Below are 21,014 nucleotides of genomic sequence, written 5' to 3'. Positions count from 1 at the left end.
ATGCCAAACAAATAATAAAAAAAACTTGATGCAGGATTCAAACTTAACAAGGAGGAGTTTGCGGAGAGGGGTTAGCAAGAACAACCGGAGTAAGTGCACTTTAGTCCGCTATGAGCGATTAAAAGATTAAACAAAAAAGAGGTGCTTTTGGCACCTCTTTTCCCTTAAATCAAAACACTAAATCTCAATTAATATTAATTAGTGTTGTGCCCACCATAGGGGTGTTAAAACAGCATCCGCGCCACCTAAGGCTGATACCGCTTTGCTATATCCGGCTGCATTACTATTTTTCAAGTTAGACGGATATTGCACACGCTGCGGCAAGAATTTAATGCTTCCGGTCATATAGTTAGAAGCATTCAAGTCTGGCAAGTTAGCCATTGGTTCTTCAACTGCAGGGTTTTCAAAGAAAGGTAAACCTAATCTCCTGTGATCATTCCAGGTCTCGAGCGGTAACCATGGCACTTGTGCCAAATATTTCTGTGTGATGATCTTCGTAAGGTGGTCATTTCTAACACTACCTGATTGATACAAATTATTTTTAGCATAGGCAACCGAAACGGTTCCGTTTGTACCTGAAATACCATCCTGATAGTTCATGCTATGTGTATCCCCAGGCTCTGTAGTATGGTTCCATGCTACTGAAGTACCGGCACGGTTGTATGAAGTAGATGCGGTATAGGTGCTAAGATTTGCGGAAGTACCAAAATATTCGAAGCTTTTAGCAATTCCGGTTTCATAAGCAGTTTGAGCAGCAACCGGAGAGTTCCAACCACGTACGCCCGCTTCGGCTAACAAGAAATAAGTTTCCCATGGGCCAAAGAACACTCTGCGATTTGTACCACCACGGTATACCATATTCAACAGTGGTTTAACACCATTGGTAACAATAGGCTGGTTTCTCACAACTTTATTGCCCCAGTTACCATCAGCTTTTGCATTCCAGGTATTTTTAGCATTAAGCGTTTTTATGGTAGCACCTGATGCATCTTTTAAAGGACCCGTGAAAGTAGTGAACGAATCACCAATAGCCGGATAGTTAACATCTGTGGTATTCCCCGGAATGCTGAATATTTTATAAGCACGAGGGTCAATAACATTTGGCAAACCATCTAGCCAGTAACCGGCCATCGGGTCGTTGGTTTTTGTGGCAAACTGGTCAAAATAACGCTGACCAAGGTAGTCTGCGGGTTTGATGGCTGATTGGAAAGAGCTGCTCAATTGGTCGGCAGACTTTACGCTACCTAAGTTAACTGCAAGATTGTTATAGGTTGCAGATATAGGCAAGCCCATCCATGATGATTCTCTTCTGAATACGCTGGCCAGTGGGTCCCAACCTTTGGATTCTTGTACGCTGAACATCTCTGAAGCATCTTTAATAAAGTCGCCACCTTTAGCAGCATCTTCAAATTCTGATTGCGCTTTTTGAGCATCAACTTCAGATAACCTCATAGCTAAACGCATACGCATTGAGTTGGCATATTTTCGCCATTTTGCATAATCGTAACCATAAGCCGGATCCCATTTTGCTAAATCTCCCGGGTTAGTAACAGTCAGGTCAAGTTTTGATGAAGCATCCTTTAATTCACTTAAAATATAATAATAAACTGTTTTTACGTCGCTATATTCCGGGTTAACTCCCTGGAAACCATTAATCGGCATAGGGCCAAAAGTATCAGCAAACTCGCTCATCAAATAGGCCCTCCAGATTCTTGCAACCTGTACCAAATTTGCCGTATATACTTTAGCTTTACCTTTAGCAATTTGGTCAGTACCAATGGTAATAGCTGAAGTGGCATTATTTTGCCATTGTGATGATTGCCCATAATATGCCGAAGCCCAATCATCAACAAAACCACCACGCGAGAAGGTATCACCATCTTCATCCTGTAAAGCACGGCCGCCAACAACCCAGTAAAGGATAAACATACGCTCAGACAATCCAGGGTCCTGCTGTGCGCCTACAATGGCGTTATCAAGAAAATACTCGGTTTGTACTTGGTCGCCGTTAGCAGCAAATGGGTTTTGATTTATTTCATCAAATTTCTTGCAAGATGCCAGCATCATTGTGGCTGTAAGCACCAGGCAGGATTTCTTTAATATTGATTTCATATCTAATGAATTTTCTTTTTATGTTATTAAAAACCTAAAGTAAGATTAAGTAAGATGGTACGGGTTGTAGGTGCACTTCCGCTCTCATAGCCGGTTGCATTAGTGCCTGTAGCAAACACAGATTCAGGATCTAAACCCATCATGTGGCTTTTTATTAACCAAACGTTATTGGCAGACACCCCAATCTTAGCTCTTTGAATACCTGTACCTGAAAGTAAGCTTTTAGAAATATCATAGCTTAACTGGATATTTCTCACACGGATGTTTGAAGCATCGTATAAATTGGCTTCAGTGATACCCTGGTTACCTGTAGTAACAGCAGCCCAGTATTGCTGAGGCGTTATGCTAATGGTGTTTTTCTCGTATTGGTTAGTAGTTGTATTTAACACTACACCATCAACGGCAAAATTATCACGTTTGCCATTAACAACTGTGTTAGCAGATGTACCAGAAGCTTCCATGTGTGCCAAAGTGCTTGAGAAGATCTTGCCACCAAAACGTGCATCTATCAGGAATGATAAATTGAAGCCTTTGTAAGAGAATGAATTGGTTACACCCAGCAAACTTGAAGCTTGTTGGTTACCTAAAAGCTGGGCACCACCATCAGCTGTTTGCGGCAAACCCGCACTGGTTAATAATAACTGGCCTTTGTATGGGCTATTGGGATCAGTTACACGTTTAAAGCTTGATCCGTAAATTGCACCATAAAGTTGACCGGTTTGGCCTACAACAGAAACGTTATCAAATGTTGCTAACGGGTAAGTGGTAATATCCGGAGTAAGCTCAATAATTTTGTTACGGTTAATAGAGAAGTTAACCATCGTATTCCAGTTTAAACCTTCCGAGCTTCGTAAAATTTTGCCATCAACCATTAACTCCAAACCTTTGTTTTGGATGTTACCGGCATTAATTTTCCTGTAGCTGTAACCGCTTAAGGGGTCCATAGGGATGTCAAGTAATTGGCGGGTTGCGTTTGTTTTGTAAACAGCAAAGTCAAACCCTAAACGGCTGTCAAAGAAACGCATCTCCAAACCTGCCTCGTATGATTTGATTAGCTCACTTTTAACATTTTCATTATACAATACATCGTTACGGCCTGCAGTGGTATTACCAAGCGGGTCTTTGCTTATAGTGTAAGTATTGTAAAGCTTGTAAGGATCCATGTCATTACCTACTGCAGCGAATGAACCGCGGACCTTACCATAAGTAATCCATGATGGCAGACTGCCGTTTTTGTTAAGAATTTCAGAGAATACCAATGCAGTACTTACAGATGGGTAGAAGTATGAACGGTTTGCTTTGCTTAAAGCCGAGCTCCAGTCGTTACGGGCTGTACCATCCACAAAGAATACCTGATCATAGTTAATGCCTAATGACCCGTATACTGAGTAAATGTTGTGCAAAAAGCGGCCCTGATCATAAGATGGGTTACCTACAGCATTGTTTATAGCAAATAAGTTTGGTACGTTCAACGTACCTGCGTTAACGCTAATGAAAGAGCGTTGCTGGTTCATTAAATTACCACCAACTGTTAAAACACCACCCCATTTACCAATCAGGTTATCTTTTTTAGCAGTTAACATACCACTATAGTTGGTTTCGGTGAAATCTGCTCTACGTTCGCCATAAGATCCAGTTGGGTTTGAAGAACCACCTGCATAAGTTTTGTTAACTGTAGTGGTATTATAAATATCAGCACCACCACGACTCTCAAAGCTTAACCAGTTGTTAAACTGATATTTAACAGAAGCATTTAACAAAAACCTATCGCGTACATCCTCATTCAGGTTATATTTTGCAGCCCAGTATGGGTTAAGTTCCTGACCACTGCGCCACCAGTTCATGGTACCATCAGGTTTCAAAGGATTGCTGTAATCGGTTACGTTGATAGAATTTGGTAATGTTTGCAAATAATAAAAGTAGTTGTTAGGGTTATAACCAGATTGCGGACGGTTTTGTGCAGTTGAATTAATATACTGTACCTTAGTATCCACAGTCCATTTATCATCTTTACCAAATTTGCTTACCGTACGTGCTAAAAAGTTGTTACGAATAAGTTTGGCGCCAGGTATATAACTTTTATCATCTAAACGGTTGTATGACGTATATACCGAAGTTGTTTTATATTGCTGCTGGAACGAAATACCTTGTAACGATTGTAAACCTGTTTGGAAATAGTTAGCCACGTTATCATGGTAGTTTTGCTGAAAGGTAGTACCATCAACCCTGGTTTGTGTTTGCCCACTATTTTGCTCACCCCAGCTTAATGCTGAATTAGCTACGTAACCGCCGCTTTCGCCCTGTCCAAAAACAGTCTGCATTTTTGGCGTCGAAAAAATACTTTCAAATCCAAAAGAAGATGTTAAAGTAATACCTAAGCCATTTTGAGACTTACCCGTTTTAGTAGTGATCAAAATAGCACCGTTGCCTGCGCGCGAACCATAAAGCGCTGCTGCAGAAGGGCCTTTTAAAACGCTGATGCTCGCGATATCCTCAGGGTTGATATCTGATAAACCGTTCCCCATATCTTTGCTTGGGTTGTAATAGTCATTATTACCACTCCCGTTACCGCCAATTTCGGCACCCGTGAAGTTATCTATCGGAATACCATCAACTACAATAAGCGGTTGGTTGCTACCTGTTAAAGAGTTATTACCCCTCAACGTAATTTTTGACGAGCCGCCCGGGCCGTTACCTGAACGTGTAACCTGCAAACCGGCCACCTGGCCTGACAATGCATTTACAACGTTTGTTTCTTTACGGTCAGACAGGGTTTCTCCTTTAACTTCCTGCACAGCGTAACCTAATGATTTCTTTTCCCTTTTAATACCCAGGGCCGTTACAACAACCTCATTAAGCGAATTTTCGCTACTTTCTAATACAACGTTTATGGTTGTTTCGTTACCTACAACTATTTCTTTGGTTTTAAACCCAACAAAAGAAAAAGTTAAAGTTGCACCGGGCTTAACAGACAGGTTAAACTTTCCATTTACATCGGTAGATATACCATTTGTTGTGCCCTTTTCGGCAACATTTACACCGGGTATGGTTTGCCCGGACCTTTCAGATACCGTACCGGTAACTGTTTTTTGTGCATAAGCAGCTATTGTTATCATGCTGAATAACAATAAAGCAATACACCTTAAGTACATTTGTTTCATTTGTAATAATTTAATTGGTTAACGATTAGTTGGTTATTTGTGGTTATACGTATTCTTGTTATTTAAAACTGCAATTCTCTACCACCAGTGTCGCGGCTCCTAAAAGCTCGGGATCTGTGTCGAGGGTAGAAACTTTGATTTCGGTATGCTCGGCAAGCCAGGGGATACAAAACTCATTAATGGCCTGTTGTATAGGTGCCATTAAAATTTTACCCGCAATAGCTCCCCTCCCGCTTAAAACAATTAGTTTCGGGTTCATAATATGGATCAAAGTTGCCATACCTTTCCCTATCAGGAAAGCAGCATCAGAAAGTATGGATACCGCCAGCGGGTCGCCAGATTTGGCAGCCTGCAAAAAATGATCGCCGGATAAACTGCCGGTTTCTTTAAATACCTGCTCCATGCTTGAACTCGCGCCCGATTCCATCTCAGATTTTGCGCGCTCCAACAGCACTAATAAAGAGGTGTCAACTTCTAAACAACCTCTTTTACCGCAAGAACATATCTTGTTACTTTGTGATAATGGGATATGGCTAAACTCGCCTGCGTACCCGCTATGGCCCCTAAAAAGGCTTCCGTTTACAATCATCCCCAGGCCCGTTCCCCAACCTACATTTACAACAAGTACATCTTTTAACTTCCGGCCCGCGCCAAATTTTAACTCGGCAAGTGCTATCAGGCTGGAATCGTTATCTATAAAAACTGGCAGGCCAAGTTCATGCGACAGGTGTTTGGTTAAATTAACACCACTTTTTGTTTTAAAGAAAGTATGGTTTATGCCTTGTTCGGCATTTACAAAGCCCGGCATACCAATCCCCATGCCCAGTATCTCATCAAGTGGTACGCCCGACCGGGAAATATAATCTTTTAAAAATCCGGTGAACGTACTTATTAGCGATGGCGAATCATTCAGGATGATCTCTTTTTTCTCAGGCGCTGTTTTTATATCATTCGCCAAATCATAAATAACTACCTGGGTAACTATCTGGTCAACAGCTACGGCTACAATGTATCGTTGTTTTTGATTATTTAGTGAAAACGCCAGTCCGCGCCTGCCGCCTGTAGATGGGGCAAGGCCATGTTCAGATACATATCCTTCTTCTATTAAATTATTAACTGTGTTGGTTATTAAAGGCAAGCTTTTATGTGTAAGCCTGCTTAATTCAGTAAGCGACAGGCTTTTATTATAATAAAAGTGCTTCAGCAGGTCTTTTCGCAAAAGCCCGTGTTTTTTAATAACAGTCATTTATTTAGGAATAGTTTACCAAACTTAAAATATAAATTTTAAAAATCAACAAACTTTTTAATTTTTTTAAAAACTTTTTTAATGTTTATCAGAATATTAATTAGTGTCAATTATACTTTTATTCCATAAGGGTAGCCCCTATTGTTTATCTCAAAAATATACCCTAATATTAACGTAACACGATTTGTTACCGAACCTACCCGGAAAACGATGAAAAAAGCCTTGCCCCTTTTATTGTTGTTTGTTTTTTCAACGCTATTTTGCAGCGCACAGTCAACAGAACTGACTGGCATCAAGGGTTCTCTTCCTCATATTCGCGATAGTTTCCGATATGTTGACGCCCTTAACCGGATTGCAATGCTGATGTACGAACAAAATATCGACAGCACTTTTTACTATACCCGGCAAGCGCGCGCAATGGCCGACCACTTTGATTATCCTAAAGGAAAAGCCGATGCCCTAAATAATCTTGGGGTATTTTTCGATATAAAGGGTAACTTACAACTTGCCTTAAGGTACTATAACGAGGCTTACGCCGTTTACCGGCGCTTAAAAGACTCGGCCAACAGCGTTCAGTCATTAATGAACATTGCCATGGTTTATAAAGAATTAGGCAAAGACGGGCGTTCCATACAACGTTTTAATGAATCCCTTTCACTTGGCAAAAAGCTACAACACGATTCGATCATGTCGCTGGCTATTTATAATTATCTGCTGTCTTATCCTGCGCGCTTCAATCGGGATGCCAGACACGATTATATTGGTAAAGCCCGGGAAATAGCCATGAAGTACCATGACCAACGGAGCCTGGTAGCAATTGACCAACTGGTGGCCGATGACATGATAGCTCATGGTAACCGCCAGGAGGGTTTAATATTACTGGACCATGCTATTGATACAGCTATAACCAACAAATTGTATTACGTTTCGATGGATATGCTGATAGACATGGGCGACCAGCTTGCCGAAAACCAACCGGCAAGGGCCGCAGCCTATTACCGCCGCGGGCTGGCCATTGCGGGTCAAAACGGATATCTTATTTACAGCCAGCTAATAGCGCGCAAATTGTTCAATTTTTATACCGACAGGCGCGATACGCTAACAGCATCCGTTTATAGCCGCCGCCTTATTAACCTCCATGATGAACAAGAAAAACTCAACAATGCATCAGGGATAGATTACCTGGACTACGCACTAAAAGATGAGCAGATCAAGTCATTAACTACGCGGTCAAAATACCAAACCGCATTGCTTATCATCTCCGTTCTATCTTGCCTACTTGCAATAGCAGTTATCGTCGTTATAAGGCAACACCTAAAACGTACCAGGCGATTGAACGAACAGGTAACCAGCCAAAACAGCCAAATGAAAAGAACACTGGGTGCGCTTGAACAGAGCCAGGCAGACAATACCCGCATGATGCAAATAGTAGCGCATGATCTGCGCAACCCTATTGGAGCTATGTACTCTATGGCAGCGCTGATGCTGGAAGAGCCCGGCCGGCCGGAAGAAGACCTGATGATGCTGCAGATGATTAAAACATCCGGCAAAAACTCACTTGAGTTAGTCAGCGATTTGCTCCAGGTACAATTCCGTACCGAAGAGTTACAAAAAGAGCCCATCGATATAGCAGAAATGCTGCAGTATTGCGTTTCGCTGCTGCTTAATAAGGCTAAGGATAAAGAACAGCACATTAAGCTGGAGACAATACCTGTTGTACTGCCGGCCAGCCGTGAAAAGCTGTGGCGTGTTATTAGCAACCTGGTAGGTAATGCTATTAAATTTAGCCCTACAGGCGCCTCTATTGTTGTTAAAATGGATCGTGGTCCTCAAAACGTACGCATCTCTGTAAAAGATGAAGGTATTGGCATCCCACCTGAAATGCAGGAAAAGATATTTGACCTGTTTACTGAAGCCAAAAGGCCCGGAACAGCAGGCGAACAGTCTTTTGGCCTTGGTCTGGCCATTTCAAGGCAAATAGTAGAAGCACACGGTGGTAAAATCTGGTTTGAAAGCATCCCCGATACAGGCACAACTTTTTTTGTAGACTTGCCGATAGAAACATAATTCCTTGTAGCCCAAGGCGCCGCAAGCCTTAATTATTTCTGCATCATATTATACATTAAATAGCCATATTAGTAAATGAATAAACATGTAGTACTAATTTTACTTTTTTTTGCGGGGCTTATAATTTCGGGTATTAACCCTCACGATTATTTCACCTGGATACTGGAAGTTTTTCCTGCCATTATAGGTTTTATTATTTTGGCACTTACTTACAAACACTTTAAATTTAGCTACTTAACGTATGCAATGATATTGGTACATTGCTATGTATTATTTATAGGCGGGCATTACACCTATGCCGAAGTACCCGCTTTTAACTGGATCCGTGACGCGTTTCACCAGGCACGCAATAACTACGATAAGGTGGGGCACTTTACCCAGGGCTTTGTACCGGCTATGATAACCCGCGAGTTATTCATCCGCCTTAATGTTGTACAAAAACGCAATTGGATGGCATTTTTAACCGTTTGCGTGTGTACTACTATTAGCGTACTGTATGAGTTTTTGGAATGGTTTGTATCCATCGCGTCCGGCCAATCAGGCGATTCGTTCCTGGGCACTCAAGGTTACATTTGGGATACGCAATCTGATATGCTTTACGCTATGATAGGTGCAATATGTATGGTAATTTTCATGGCAAAAGCGCAGGATAAAGCTATAAGCAATATCAGTGTAGCATAAGCATGTATTTACAAGCAACCATATGCCTCCCTTTCTTTAAACAATACGCATTTTCTTTGCGGATTAAATAAATGAACCCGGGGGTTTAAGTATTCATTTTAAGGCTTTGTATGTGATACAAGTTACTATATTTACAATATCGGGCAACCGTAAACGTTTTTCTTATTTACCAAACATTCAAACATGAAGTTCTTAAAAACATTTTACCTACCATTTGCACTTATACTATCTGTCGCTGTATTACCGGCCTGTAAATCAAAAAAGGTGATGAAACCGTCTCCTCCGTTTATAGCACCGGCAAGCACTACGCCAACTACACCACCACCTCCGCCACCGGCACCTCCGAAGCAAACACCACCACCGCCGCCTGCTCCTGAGAAACCCGACTATAATTTCAAAAACATTCAGTTTGAGTTTAACTCGGGGATACTAAAAACAGATGCTTACCCTATTTTAGACAAAGCTGCTGCCGAAATGAAGAAAGACCCATCGGTAAAATTTGTACTGAATGGCAATTCATCTGCCGAAGGTAGTGAAGCGCACAACATGTTGCTTTCTGTAGAGCGTGCAAACTCGGTTAAAACCTACCTGGTAAATACAGGCGTAAGTGCCGATGTGCTTGCAGTTAAAGGCTACGGCGAAAGCAAACCAATATCTCCAAATACCGACGAAGCAAGCCGCGCGCTTAACCGCCGCGTTGAAATAAAACTGCAATAGTTTTTGTTTAGTTAAGTGTAAAGGGCATGGTGTTTATAAACACCATGCCCTTTTTTATTGTTACGCTTATATACTTTGCTATCTTTATAAAGCACTAACCTTAAAAAATTGGATAACAACATCTACCAAAAACTCCATTCTGAGGGCTACCTCGGCGATGAGTCATATAATAAAGTAAGCCAAAAACACCTCAATCAATTATTTTCTGTTCACTGGGAACTTAAAACCCTGCTTTACCTGGGCGTAATGTTGTTATCGGGCGGCTTGGGTATACTCATCTATAAAAATATCGATACCATTAGCCACCAGGCCGTACTGGCTTTTATAGCGCTGATAAGTATTAGCTGTTTTGTGTATTGCTTTAAAAAGAAACTGCCATTTAGCTGGCACAAGGTAAAAGCCCCCAACACCGGGTTTGATTATATATTATTGCTGGGCAGCATCAGCATGGTAACGTTTGTTGGCTACCTGCAATACCAATACCAGGTATTTGGGTTAAACTACGGCCTGGCTACGTTTATACCCATGCTGGCTTTATTTTTTATTGCTTATTATTTCGATCATCTGGGTATCCTGAGCATGGCCATTGCGAGTTTGGCTTTATGGATGGGGGTATCTGTAACCCCAAAAACTCTGCTGGCTTACGGTACATTTAACAGCAGGCAAATCATATTCACTTATGTGGCGTTTGGGCTTATACTGTTGTTTTTTGCTTACCTCACCCAGCGGTTCGATATTAAAAAGCATTTTAAATTCACTTACCACCATTACGGTATTCATGTAACCTTTATTGCCTTGTTGGCCGGGTATTTTGACGATTATGAAAGCGCTGCAAATGCTGTGTGGCTGGTGCCTTTTTTTGCCCTGGCTGCCTATATTTATTTTGATGCCCGGCGCGAACGGTCGTTCTACTTTATATTACTTACTATATTATATGGCTACTTCGCCCTGGCAAGTTTAATTACGAGGATATTGTACGGTTATATGAAATACGATGCCATCTATCTATTGCTGATGTGTTTTATTGCATCGGCTATTGGGTTAATATTTTTACTGATAAACATCAACAAAAACTTAAAGCAGGATGATCATATATAACAAAGAATGGCTTAAAAATAAACACATAGTCGATCTGCTTAAAACCGATTATACTGCAGGTCGTATCACTAAAGATGAATTCATCAAAATAAAAGCTGCACACCCGGTTGGCTTTTATATGCCCGGCCTAATGGTACGTGTAGGTTTGTTTATTCTTACATTAATAATAGCTATTGTTGCTACAAGCCTTTTAGTTTTAATGGCTTTTGTGAGTGTCCATATTATGGGAAGCCCCGGCTGGCCCATATTTTTAGGCATAATATATTATGTGCTGTTAGAGTTTCTTACCAAAAGCAAGCACTATTTTCACTCTGGCGTGGATAACGCGTTACTTTATTCATCGGCGCCATTGCTTGGTGGCGGGTTTATATGGATCGTTATTGACACACACCTCACCACGGGCGATAACCTGCTTGGGGCAATAACTATTGCCATACTTTGCATTTACCTAACCCTCCGCTTTGCCGATGTGGTTACGGCTGCAGTAGCTTGTGGGGCCATATTTGCATGTGTGTATTTCTTTTGGGCGATGATGGGCAAGTTTGGTTTGGCCACCATGCCTTTTGTGATGATGATAGCCGCGGCCTGCGCCTATTTTGGTTTTAACCGTTTAGGTAAAAATGCAAAGAGCCTTTATTATACCGGTTGCATAGCCATTGTAAAGCTCATTAGCCTGCTTACCCTTTACGCTGCCGGTAATTATTTTGTGGTGAACCGCTTAAACAATATGCTTAATGCACTGGATGACTCGCACACCACTATCCCATTCGGTTTTATATTTTGGATCTGGACTATTGCATTACCTGCAGTTTATATCCTGTTTGGCCTAAAACGGAAAGATACTATGCTGTTACGTACAGGGATGGTATTAGTAGGGGCCGCGGTAGCAACCTTCAGGGTTTACTATCACTTATTACCTATCGAGATTATGCTTACCCTGGCGGGGATAATTATCCTGGCAGGGTCGTATGCTATCATCAGCTATTTAAAAATACCACGGCATGGCTTTACCTATGCCGAACCCGATGAAACCAATAGTGCCGACAGCCTTAATTTAGAAGGCCTTGCCATTGGCCAGGCTACATCGTATTTGCCGCCAGTAGGGCAAGGGCATGCCGCCAGGTTTGGTGGCGGAAGCGGTGGCGGCGGCGGCTCGAGCGATAGTTTTTAAATTGATAATTATTTCTTTACCAGGTCTGCCGGGTTTACAGGGTTACTTAGCAGATGGCCAAATAGTTCCCAGCGTTTGGCAGGGTCTTTAGCGCCGCCATTGCGTTCTATATAGTCTTTCACCAAATCCTGCCCGTAATTATAGTTGATCACATAGCTACGGTATTTTTTGATAAAGCTGATAGATTTATCGGCTGTTTCATCATTCATCAGGCAGTATTTTCTGAGGTAGTTGCGCGCCTTGCTTTCGCTCATGGTATCGTTTATTAAACCACGGGCGGCCTCATTACGGGCATAGTTAAGCTGGCCTTTTATAGCCAGCGCTTTAAAATACATATCTATGCCTGTGGTATCTAAACCGGCAAGCGGCAACAATACATTTTTAGCAAATTTAACCTTATCATCCCCCGGGAAGGCTACCTCTATTCCATAATTGGCGCTCCCCTCGGCAATAAGCGATTGCGGACTAAACAGCGGATACAACGAGATCTCTACCCATCCCCTGTCGTGGTACAGGTTTTTCTCCAGCAGCATGTTGTAAACGTGGTGGCCGGGATAGCTTTCGTGGCTGCCTACATCAATGGCACGGTCAATAAATATTTTTATATCGGTGTTTATCTGTACGGTGCTTTGGTATTTACCCTTGTACCAGTTATAACCGCTCCATGGTTTGTTGGTTACATACTCTAAAGTGAAATTTTCGCCGGCGGGCAACTTGTAATGGGCAAGCGTGCGTTTACGGGCCTCAGCAATGGCAGCTTTCATTACCTCATCAAGCTTTTCTTTGGGGATGATGAATTTATTGGCCAGTTTCTGAAACCTGTCGTTAACATTGCCCTTGCCCGGCAACATGCTGTCCAGTTTATCTATATCCGCTTTAAAAAACTCTTCGGCATAAGAAGGCGCTGCCACACCAAATAACTCTCGCGATTCTTCATCAAACGAGCGATACTCTTTCCCATAAATCCTTACTCTGCGGCCAAAAGCTATTAACTGGTTGTACATCCAGTTGGCGCGGATCTTGTTTGAATCTGCCGAAGCATCGGCTATCAGCTTTATATCGTTCATCAGGCTGTTTATATTGGCCAGGATGCTATCCCGCGGGAAAGTTTTATCGGTAATTTCTTTTGGCTTCAGCGAATCGGGGCCGTAGTAGGCATCAACAAAATCGCTGTCGTACTGCCCAATGGTTAGTCCAAGCGTTACATACTCTTCGGCAAGTTTGTTTAGTTTTTTGCCTTCGGCCGTATCAGATGCTTTTTGCTTGCACGACAGCACAAACAATACAGGTACCAGTAACAGTAGTTTTTTCATGGAGCAGGTGTAAATGTACCGCGAAGTTAAGCATTCCTTTTAAAACTGCCGGTGGATGGGCACCCATAAGGTGCATATTAAATAGCCGATAATTGATGATAACTCTTGTTTTGTCCCATTTTTGAAATGGGACAAACGGAACAAACGGAACATATTGATAATAAGATAATTACCAATAACAAGATTTTGTAAGCAACAACAAAAAACCAACCAATATTATCATTAAACACTCATAATCAACTATTTATAAAAATACGTTTTTGTCTCACTTTTCCGGAAATGGAACAAAAAAACCATGATAAAAAAGCGACCTTTTTACACCATTTTTCGGCCTCCATACGGCCTTTTTGTATATAAAATGTATTGATATGAAAAACCACCAAAATTGCATAAGTATTTGATTTACAATATATTAATATTTTAACGCCTGTTCCATTTATTCCGTTTTGGGACAAAATGGGACAAGCTATTTCCGGCTAATTTTAAGTCAATTTCTCAAATATCCGCCATTATGGGCCCACCGGCAATGGCATCCCGCACAGCTTTTTTTATTACGCGGTTTATGTACATTTGGTCTACAACACCTGTTACATGCCAGCTCACATCAAATACTTCCTGCTCTTCGTATCCTTATTCGCAGTTCAATCCTCTTTCGCGCAAGCAAAATTGCCGGTTATTAAAGCCACATCAAAAAGTGTATCTATTAACGATGGCGGGGTCCTGCAAAAAAACATGTGGTCTCTTTCGCCGGGCATCAGGCCTGATGTTTACACTGCCGACAGGACACGCAAACCCAAATGGGTTACCTTTTATACCGATATCGATTCGATACGGGTGAAAGTTAAACCCGGCAGCAGGTTTAATTTTGTGGTAGTGTTAAACGGTAAAGATTCGTGCTTTACCCAAATTGCAAGTGGTATACCACCGGCAAGCATGGTTAAAAACAGCATTGCCACACACGATACCATCCCTTTTACCCTCACTGCCGATAACGCTATCAGCGTAAAAACAATTATGAATGATACCGATACCTTATTGCTGCATTTTGATGCCAGTTCTTTTGATTTTCATTTCACCAGAGACGCCATCCTCAAAAAAACCAAATTGCTGGTTAACCGGGCCGACGCCTTAGCAGGTAAAGCAGCCCCTAATTATAATAACTTAAACAAAGCAACAAAACTGCAAATGGGCAGTATGGTTTGGCATAATGTAGAGGTTTTACCTACCCTGATAACCGCGGATGGTATGGACGGGCGTTTTGGCTGGAACCTGTTTGAAGGCAAACAGGTTGAGGTGGATTATGATAAAAATATCATGATCATCCACTCGCAATTACCAAAAGCTTTGAAAGGTTATGTCAAATCAAAAATAGGGTTTGAGCGCTCCTTCCCGTACATTAACGGCACATTTGAAATAGCCGGCAAAAAATACACCGGTAATTTTTCGATGGATACGGGATCAGGCCAGGCCCTTATTTTGGATAGCACCTGGGTAAATGAGCAGCATTTCCCTAAAGATCTGAAACTGATCAAATCAACCGTGCTAAGCGACCCACGGGGCAATAAATTTGAAATTAAAATAGTACGCGCCCCGCTTTACCGTTTAAATGGTTTTGCTTTGACTAATATACCTACATTGCTTTTAGCCGGCAAAAACCCAATGGGGTTCCAGATCAACTACCTGGGTAATGGCCTCATGAAGCGTTTTAATATGATCCTTGATTTTGAAAAGGATATTATTTACCTGAAGCCTAACAAATTAACCCCGTTAAAATATAAAGGCGATTCTTAAACCGTAGGCAGGCGCCAGTTATTACGTACCGCCAGTATGCGGATGGTGCAGATCAACACTACAGAAACTGCCTCGGCTATTTGCGGCTCTACCACAGGCAGTAAAAGGATATAACAGATGCCGCCTGCTATACAGGCAGTGGCGTAGATCTCTTTGTGGAATAAAACCGGAATATGGTTAAGCAGCATATCGCGCAGTACACCGCCAAAGCAACCGGTAATGGTGCCCAGGGCAATACAAACGCCGGGGTTAAGGTTGGCCGCCAACCCTTTCTGTACACCTATTACGGTAAACAGGCCCAGGCCCAGCGCATCAAATAAAAACAGGGTAACCTTCAGGTTTTTCACCAGGCGTTTAAAGCTGATGGTGAGGATGGCTGTAGCCAGTATGATAAGCGGGGTGCTTACATCACGCATCCATGATACGGGTGTGTTGCCTATCAATACATCGCGCAGGGTACCGCCGCCAATAGCTGTTACAAAACCGAGGATGAGCACGCCAAACAGATCCAGCCGCTTTTGCATGGCCGAAAAAGCACCCGATATAGTGAAGGCAATGGTGCCCAGTATCTCAATAATGGTTGAAAAGCTTAAGTGCATACGGTTTGTAATACAAACCTAAACTTTTGTGTTGATATAACCATTCGCTTTGGTTTTTCAGGCTCAGATACCTATCATTGCGAAATATTATCTTTTTTACCCATCATGACTAAACAAAAAGGATTCACAACTACCCTGTTACATGCCGACCGCCTTCGCAAACCGGAGTTTGGCGCTTTGCATCAGCCAATACATACCGCGGTAACCTGGGGCTTTGATGATGTGCAGGACCTGGTAAACGTATTCCAGAATAAAGCAAAAGGCTTTGCCTATTCAAGGCAGGGAAACCCCACCACAGCCGCTTTAGAGAGTAAGGTTACCATGATGGAAAACGGCCTTGCTTCTGTAAGTTTTGCTACCGGGATGGCCGCTATTATGGCAACCGTTTTTGCACTGGTAAAAGAGGGCAGCCACATTATTGCCAGTTCTTACCTGTTTGGCAATACCCGCAGCATACTGCAAACTTTTACTGAAATTGGGCTGGATATATCTTTTGTAGATGCCACATCTGTTGAAAATATAAAGGCTGCATACCAGCCAAACACTTGTATGGTGATGGTAGAAACCATTGCCAACCCTGCAACCCAAATTGCCGATCTGGAAAACATTGGTGATTTTTGCCGGGAGAAAAACCTGATATACGTGGTTGATAATACCATGACCTCGCCTTACTTGTTTAAGCCAATTACAGTTAAGGCATCATTAGTCATAAACTCGTTAACCAAATATATTGGCGGCCATGGCAATGCGCTTGGCGGCAGCGTAACCGATACCGGCCTGTACGACTGGGCAAGTTACCCGGGCATTGCAGCCGTACTGCGCGAACAAATAAAACCCGAATTGCTTGGCATTACGCAGATACGCAAGCGCGGCCTGCGCGATGGCGGCGGCACACTGGCACCCGAAGCAGCACACAGCATATCGGTAGGTGCCGAAACTTTGGCCTTAAGGCTGGAACGCTCTTGCGGTAACGCGACAGCGTTGGCCGAATACCTGCAAGCTCACCCGTTGGTGAGCAAGGTTTATTACCCGGGTTTAAAAGACCATCCGCAGCATGAGTTATCAAAAAAGCTGTTCCGCTATAACGGCGGGCTGATGAGCTTTGCCTTAAAAGATGGCGTTGATGTATTTGCCTTTTTAAACCGCCTGCAGGTGGTTATTAAAAGCAGTAACCTTGGCGATACCCGCACCCTGGCTATCCCTGTTGCACAAACCATATTTTTTGAGCTTGGTATTGAAAAACGCGCCGAAATGGGTATTCCCGAAGGGATGATCCGCCTATCAGTTGGTATTGAAGACCGTGAAGACCTGATGGAAGATTTTAAGCAAGCGCTTGACGGAACTAAATAAACCCCATCAGCTTTAATTATACAAAGGCAAACGAACCATCGTTTGCCTTTTTTGTTATGATGCTGATGAAACAGCTCAAATTATTGCTTTTGATAGGTATGCTTTCCCCGGCATTCGCTTATGCGCAAAAAGCTTACGAGGCGGTTAAGTACACGGGCAAAGTTCAAAACATGGTAGTGCATTTTACACTGGCAGACGGTTATTTAGGAGCATGCGAAATCAAAATCGTTGATAATAAAACCCATAAAACAATCTCTTTCCTGCCCGATAATGGTTCTGCTGATGAAAACAAGAATTTAACGTTTTATCGACGGAATCGGTCTCCAAAAACAGATCGTTTTGTGATAAGCGGTATGGAAGAATTGTTTGAAACCCCACCTGCAAAAATTAAAGGTATATATTATATAAAGGGGAAAGGCTACCCCTTTATACTGAAACGATAACATTACCTGATCGCCTGTACCTTTGCATGTGGTTGCTGTACTGCAGCCTTTGCAGGTTCGTTACTGCATTTGCCCAGCAGCACATAAATCACAATAAATATTACAATGGTTGACAGGCAGCCGCCACCCAATTTTTTAGCGCCCCATGCCGCAATTATCCCTCTGAAAAAATTATTCATATATCGCTAACACAATTTTGGCCGGATAGTTTTCTGTTGATGCTTACGGCAGTTTCTTTTTCACGTTAAAGGTTTGTTCGCTGTACAACACGTCCTCCTCGGTTACCCCTTGCGCTATTATCCTGAAACGCCCGGTAATATCATTAGTAAAAAACCAAAGACTGGTTTCGCCTGATGAATTTACCGGCACGTTATATTTCCAGTAAATGGTTGATTGATATTCGGGGATACTGTCCTTCTCGGCATCATAATCAACCACATAAAACTCTTTATTGGCATAGATCCCTTTTAGCTGCACCATACTTGGGTAGTCCTTTGTTTTAAATATCACACAACCGCGATAAATCTCGCTTACGTATTGCCCACGCCGCCAAACCTTAACATAATCACCCTTTTTTAAAGGCCTGAGTTGATTATTATCATTAGGGTGGTTGGGGCAATTCAGGATATCATTCATACATTTATAATCGCCACATTCATTTACACCAGGGTCATGATCAAGGGTTGATTTGGGGATGGAGGCATAAAGCAAACCATCCTTAACGGCTTTTATTTTTACTTCCTGTAGCTGCCTGGTCTTATTAAGCCCCTGCACTACCAGGGCCTCGTTGGTTTCGGTCACGGCAGGCACTTCAATACTTTTAAGAGACATCGTATCTGCCATGTTTTTTGTCATCCCCTCAAACGGGTTGTTAAAATGAATAACATACGGGTCGGTCTTTTCTTTTCCGCTTATATACAATGTCATCTTTTTATCGGCGGGGGTAACTATGCCCTGTTCATCCATCACAAAATGGCCGGTGCTGTCTGTACGCACTATCCGGGCCAGGGTATCGGCAATAGCACTTAGCATCATCGGTTTTTTTAATCGCTTGCCGGCAAAGGTTACATCGCCGTTGTAGGCTATGGTTTGGTATTGCCTCAGCGTATCTGCGGGTTGGGTTTTCAGCATTTCCTGCCAGGTGTAACGGCTCCAGCCTTTTATTAGTAATACTTTATTGAGGTATTCCTTATCGGCCGCATCGTTTCCCATCAGGTTATCTTTTAAGGGGATATCCTGCAACTGGCTGCTTAAGTAATAATAGCTTTCGATGTTGTTGGGGTGTCTATAACTCAGCCGGTTATCCTGCACACAAGCTATAGAAACATAGCCTTTCGCCGGGCTGCCCGAAGCGCTGCTTAGCTTTAGGTTAAGCTTAACCTTTTGGCGGGTGGCGTACTCGTTATTGTCTGTTTTAATACTGAGATCCTGTCGTTTATCATAATGCGCAAAAATAGCGCGTTCGGCAAGCGGCCTGCCCAGGCTATCCAATACAGTTATCATGTTTAACCCGCGCGGAAGATCGGCCGTGGCAAAACTTGTTACCAGGCCTTTGGGATAGATCTCTTCATCGAGCGTAACAAATACTTCTTTATAGTTGTGCACCAATATCTTTACCACCTGGTAGCGGGTGCTTTGCAGCTTCAGTATGATGCTATCAGTTTGCAGGGCATCTGCAACTTGCAATGTAATGCCCTGCGGCAGCGCGTTTGGCAAAGCACAAACAGTATCAACCACACCGGCCCTTATCACTTTTACCTGGTATTTGCTATTGGCTTTGGGCGTAAGTTTAAATATGCCCATGCCGTAACTATCGGTTGTTATGGTATCTACAGGTATACCGTTACTTAATAATATCCCATTGATCTTTAACGGTTCGCCGCCGGCGCCCCTGGCCTCCCAGCCTATCCTGCTGGTTTTACCCGCAACCATGTATCCGCCGTCGGGATAAAACCTTACACGCGCTTTTTGCTTTTTTATGGGTATGGTTAGGCGGATACTTTCCTTTTGCTTCCCCTCGCCAACCTCGGCAATTAATACGTGGTTTTCCGGCGATACCTGATTTTTATCGATACTTAAAATATCCTCACCGGTTACACCGGTTTTGCCGGTTGCCAGCGTAGCCCGTTTTTTGGCTGTGCCCATTTTATAGCTTACCGGGGCTTGTATCACGGGCAGCTCTTTCGCTTTAGCGGTAAGCAAGGTGGTTATTTTACCGGGCTGTCCTTTTGTACTATCCAGCAAACTTAGCGACAAGGAAAAAGCAGGTTCGTTGGTGGTTTTGATGGTTACCGATTGCTTGAACACAACCTCGGGCCGGCCTTTTAGCAAACGGTTGGTATAGGCTACAAAATGATAGCTGCCTGCCGCAACAGAATCCGGAATATAAATATTACCAAAGCTTAGTCCGCCATCTATTATAAAATTGGCTTGTGCTGCAATTTTACTATCCTCATCATTAATCAGCGAAACCGAAAGGATGCGGTGTTCTTTTATCGCGTTTGCATCAATATTAAGCAGGTAACCGGTAAACCAAACCGTTTCGTTATTGGTGTAAATGGTTTTATCCAGATGAACAAATAATACCGGCGAGGCCTTTTTTACGCCGTACAGATTTATTTGACTTTCAATCGGGTCTGCATCTTCATGTGCAACCTGGGCACTACTGGCTAACGATACTGGAATTAATAATATACAGATAAAAAGGCACCGGTAGAAGTTCTTCATCAGCTAAAAATACCTATTCTGTTTTAAAAAAGAAACAAGTCAACGAGTGCTTTTATTAGTGACCGGTCTTAAATTGAGTTTGAGATAAAAGGTATTTTGTAAGATCGGCCGCAGCTTTATCATTATCAAAACCTACAGGCAATCGGCCATTAACATATTCGTTATACAGCCATGGGTCGCCAACGGCAAAAACAGTTCCTTTACCATATTTTACAATAGCTGCAATAGTAGCCCCGTTTGCCGATCTTAATACAGCGCGGGCCTTTCCGGTAAGGGCAATGCTGCATACGTCTTTCATAAAAGCTTTTTGCGCTGTTTTAAAAACCGGGTTATTGTTTATTACAACCGCGCCGTCTTCAAAATGGGCATCGTTAATAACGTGGTTTTGCATATCGTTATTAAAGTGCAGCCCAAACTTGCCGGCAAGCAGGTTAAAGTGGGGCAGCTCTACATTAGCGCTGTCATTAGCCATCAATACAATCACACCACCTGCTTTTACCCAACGCGCAATGTTATCGGCATCGGTTTGCTGTATATA

General features: G+C 42.6%; 15 protein-coding genes and 1 pseudogene. 8 read left to right on the top strand and 8 right to left on the bottom strand.

Annotated features, from left to right (window positions below; all coding sequences use genetic code 11):
• Positions 1-198: 198 nt before the first annotated feature.
• The 3 genes from WC615_RS14480 to WC615_RS14470 are packed head-to-tail and all read right to left on the bottom strand — an operon-like array spanning position 199 to position 6,519.
• A complete protein-coding gene (locus WC615_RS14480) occupies positions 199-2,112 on the bottom strand; it encodes a SusD/RagB family nutrient-binding outer membrane lipoprotein (RefSeq protein ID WP_372978802.1) in 1,914 nt (637 codons plus the stop codon).
• A gap of 26 nt (positions 2,113-2,138) precedes the next feature.
• Positions 2,139-5,273, bottom strand: a complete 3,135-nt coding sequence (locus WC615_RS14475; protein ID WP_372978801.1) for a SusC/RagA family TonB-linked outer membrane protein — start codon at positions 5,271-5,273, stop codon at positions 2,139-2,141.
• 58 nt (positions 5,274-5,331) lie between these two features.
• Positions 5,332-6,519 carry an ROK family protein gene (locus tag WC615_RS14470; RefSeq protein WP_372978800.1) on the bottom strand — a complete coding sequence of 396 codons (1,188 nt, stop codon included), beginning with the start codon at positions 6,517-6,519 and terminating at the stop codon, positions 5,332-5,334.
• Between the two features lie 210 nt (positions 6,520-6,729).
• Here WC615_RS14470 and WC615_RS14465 point away from each other — a divergent pair, with 210 nt between their 5' ends.
• The 5 genes from WC615_RS14465 to WC615_RS14445 all read left to right on the top strand — a co-directional run bounded on the left by WC615_RS14465 (position 6,730) and on the right by WC615_RS14445 (position 12,253).
• Positions 6,730-8,586, top strand: a complete 1,857-nt coding sequence (locus WC615_RS14465) for an ATP-binding protein (RefSeq protein WP_372978799.1) — start codon at positions 6,730-6,732, stop codon at positions 8,584-8,586.
• Between the two features lie 75 nt (positions 8,587-8,661).
• Positions 8,662-9,267, top strand: coding sequence for a DUF2238 domain-containing protein (locus WC615_RS14460; RefSeq protein WP_372978798.1), 606 nt, complete (start codon positions 8,662-8,664; stop codon positions 9,265-9,267).
• Between the two features lie 183 nt (positions 9,268-9,450).
• Complete coding sequence (locus WC615_RS14455; RefSeq protein ID WP_372978797.1) at positions 9,451-9,984, top strand: OmpA family protein; 534 nt, start codon at positions 9,451-9,453, stop codon at positions 9,982-9,984.
• 108 nt (positions 9,985-10,092) lie between these two features.
• Positions 10,093-11,082 carry a DUF2157 domain-containing protein gene (locus WC615_RS14450; RefSeq protein WP_372978796.1) on the top strand — a complete coding sequence of 330 codons (990 nt, stop codon included), beginning with the start codon at positions 10,093-10,095 and terminating at the stop codon, positions 11,080-11,082.
• Positions 11,069-12,253, top strand: a complete 1,185-nt coding sequence (locus WC615_RS14445; RefSeq protein ID WP_372978795.1) for a hypothetical protein — start codon at positions 11,069-11,071, stop codon at positions 12,251-12,253. The genes WC615_RS14450 and WC615_RS14445 overlap by 14 nt, the downstream gene beginning before the upstream one ends.
• An 8-nt stretch (positions 12,254-12,261) precedes the next feature.
• Here WC615_RS14445 and WC615_RS14440 read toward each other — a convergent pair whose 3' ends face one another.
• Positions 12,262-13,566, bottom strand: coding sequence for a hypothetical protein (locus tag WC615_RS14440; RefSeq protein ID WP_372978794.1), 1,305 nt, complete (start codon positions 13,564-13,566; stop codon positions 12,262-12,264).
• A 591-nt stretch (positions 13,567-14,157) separates the two neighbouring features.
• Between WC615_RS14440 and WC615_RS14435 the strand changes: the two genes are divergently transcribed.
• Positions 14,158-15,357, top strand: coding sequence for a hypothetical protein (locus WC615_RS14435; protein ID WP_372978793.1), 1,200 nt, complete (start codon positions 14,158-14,160; stop codon positions 15,355-15,357).
• Here the strand turns inward: WC615_RS14435 and WC615_RS14430 are convergent.
• A complete protein-coding gene (locus WC615_RS14430; RefSeq protein ID WP_372978792.1) occupies positions 15,354-15,956 on the bottom strand; it encodes a trimeric intracellular cation channel family protein in 603 nt (200 codons plus the stop codon). The genes WC615_RS14435 and WC615_RS14430 overlap by 4 nt on opposite strands.
• A 105-nt stretch (positions 15,957-16,061) precedes the next feature.
• Here WC615_RS14430 and WC615_RS14425 point away from each other — a divergent pair, with 105 nt between their 5' ends.
• Positions 16,062-17,306, top strand: coding sequence for a cystathionine gamma-synthase family protein (locus WC615_RS14425; protein WP_372978791.1), 1,245 nt, complete (start codon positions 16,062-16,064; stop codon positions 17,304-17,306).
• A gap of 65 nt (positions 17,307-17,371) precedes the next feature.
• Positions 17,372-17,749: a hypothetical protein gene (locus tag WC615_RS14420; protein ID WP_372978790.1), complete on the top strand. Its 378-nt coding sequence runs from the start codon at positions 17,372-17,374 to the stop codon at positions 17,747-17,749.
• A gap of 2 nt (positions 17,750-17,751) precedes the next feature.
• Here the strand turns inward: WC615_RS14420 and WC615_RS14415 are convergent, their stop codons facing one another.
• The 3 genes and pseudogenes from WC615_RS14415 to WC615_RS14405 form a co-directional block, all read right to left on the bottom strand.
• Entirely contained in the window at positions 17,752-17,928 is a 177-nt protein-coding gene (locus tag WC615_RS14415) for a hypothetical protein (protein ID WP_372978789.1), read from the bottom strand.
• 43 nt (positions 17,929-17,971) lie between these two features.
• Complete coding sequence (locus tag WC615_RS14410; protein ID WP_372978788.1) at positions 17,972-20,476, bottom strand: hypothetical protein; 2,505 nt, start codon at positions 20,474-20,476, stop codon at positions 17,972-17,974.
• 55 nt (positions 20,477-20,531) lie between these two features.
• A pseudogene (locus tag WC615_RS14405) lies at positions 20,532-21,014 on the bottom strand (hypothetical protein); the annotation flags it as partial.

It is taken from the genome of Mucilaginibacter sp., from assembly GCF_041663085.1.
In the GTDB taxonomy this organism is placed as follows: domain Bacteria; phylum Bacteroidota; class Bacteroidia; order Sphingobacteriales; family Sphingobacteriaceae; genus Mucilaginibacter.
The sequence above is the reverse complement of the archived record's forward strand: the minus strand, read 5'-3'. Positions and strand labels throughout refer to the sequence as shown.

Coding starts and splice junctions, on each gene's coding strand:
- WC615_RS14435 (WP_372978793.1), top strand. CDS start 14,158: ATGCCAGCTCACATCAAATACTTCCTGCTCTTCGTATCCTTATTCGCA.
- WC615_RS14445 (WP_372978795.1), top strand. CDS start 11,069: ATGATCATATATAACAAAGAATGGCTTAAAAATAAACACATAGTCGAT.
- WC615_RS14480 (WP_372978802.1), bottom strand. CDS start 2,112: ATGAAATCAATATTAAAGAAATCCTGCCTGGTGCTTACAGCCACAATG.
- WC615_RS14440 (WP_372978794.1), bottom strand. CDS start 13,566: ATGAAAAAACTACTGTTACTGGTACCTGTATTGTTTGTGCTGTCGTGC.
- WC615_RS14470 (WP_372978800.1), bottom strand. CDS start 6,519: ATGACTGTTATTAAAAAACACGGGCTTTTGCGAAAAGACCTGCTGAAG.
- WC615_RS14410 (WP_372978788.1), bottom strand. CDS start 20,476: ATGAAGAACTTCTACCGGTGCCTTTTTATCTGTATATTATTAATTCCA.
- WC615_RS14465 (WP_372978799.1), top strand. CDS start 6,730: ATGAAAAAAGCCTTGCCCCTTTTATTGTTGTTTGTTTTTTCAACGCTA.
- WC615_RS14475 (WP_372978801.1), bottom strand. CDS start 5,273: ATGAAACAAATGTACTTAAGGTGTATTGCTTTATTGTTATTCAGCATG.
- WC615_RS14415 (WP_372978789.1), bottom strand. CDS start 17,928: ATGAATAATTTTTTCAGAGGGATAATTGCGGCATGGGGCGCTAAAAAA.
- WC615_RS14425 (WP_372978791.1), top strand. CDS start 16,062: ATGACTAAACAAAAAGGATTCACAACTACCCTGTTACATGCCGACCGC.
- WC615_RS14455 (WP_372978797.1), top strand. CDS start 9,451: ATGAAGTTCTTAAAAACATTTTACCTACCATTTGCACTTATACTATCT.
- WC615_RS14420 (WP_372978790.1), top strand. CDS start 17,372: ATGAAACAGCTCAAATTATTGCTTTTGATAGGTATGCTTTCCCCGGCA.
- WC615_RS14460 (WP_372978798.1), top strand. CDS start 8,662: ATGAATAAACATGTAGTACTAATTTTACTTTTTTTTGCGGGGCTTATA.
- WC615_RS14430 (WP_372978792.1), bottom strand. CDS start 15,956: ATGCACTTAAGCTTTTCAACCATTATTGAGATACTGGGCACCATTGCC.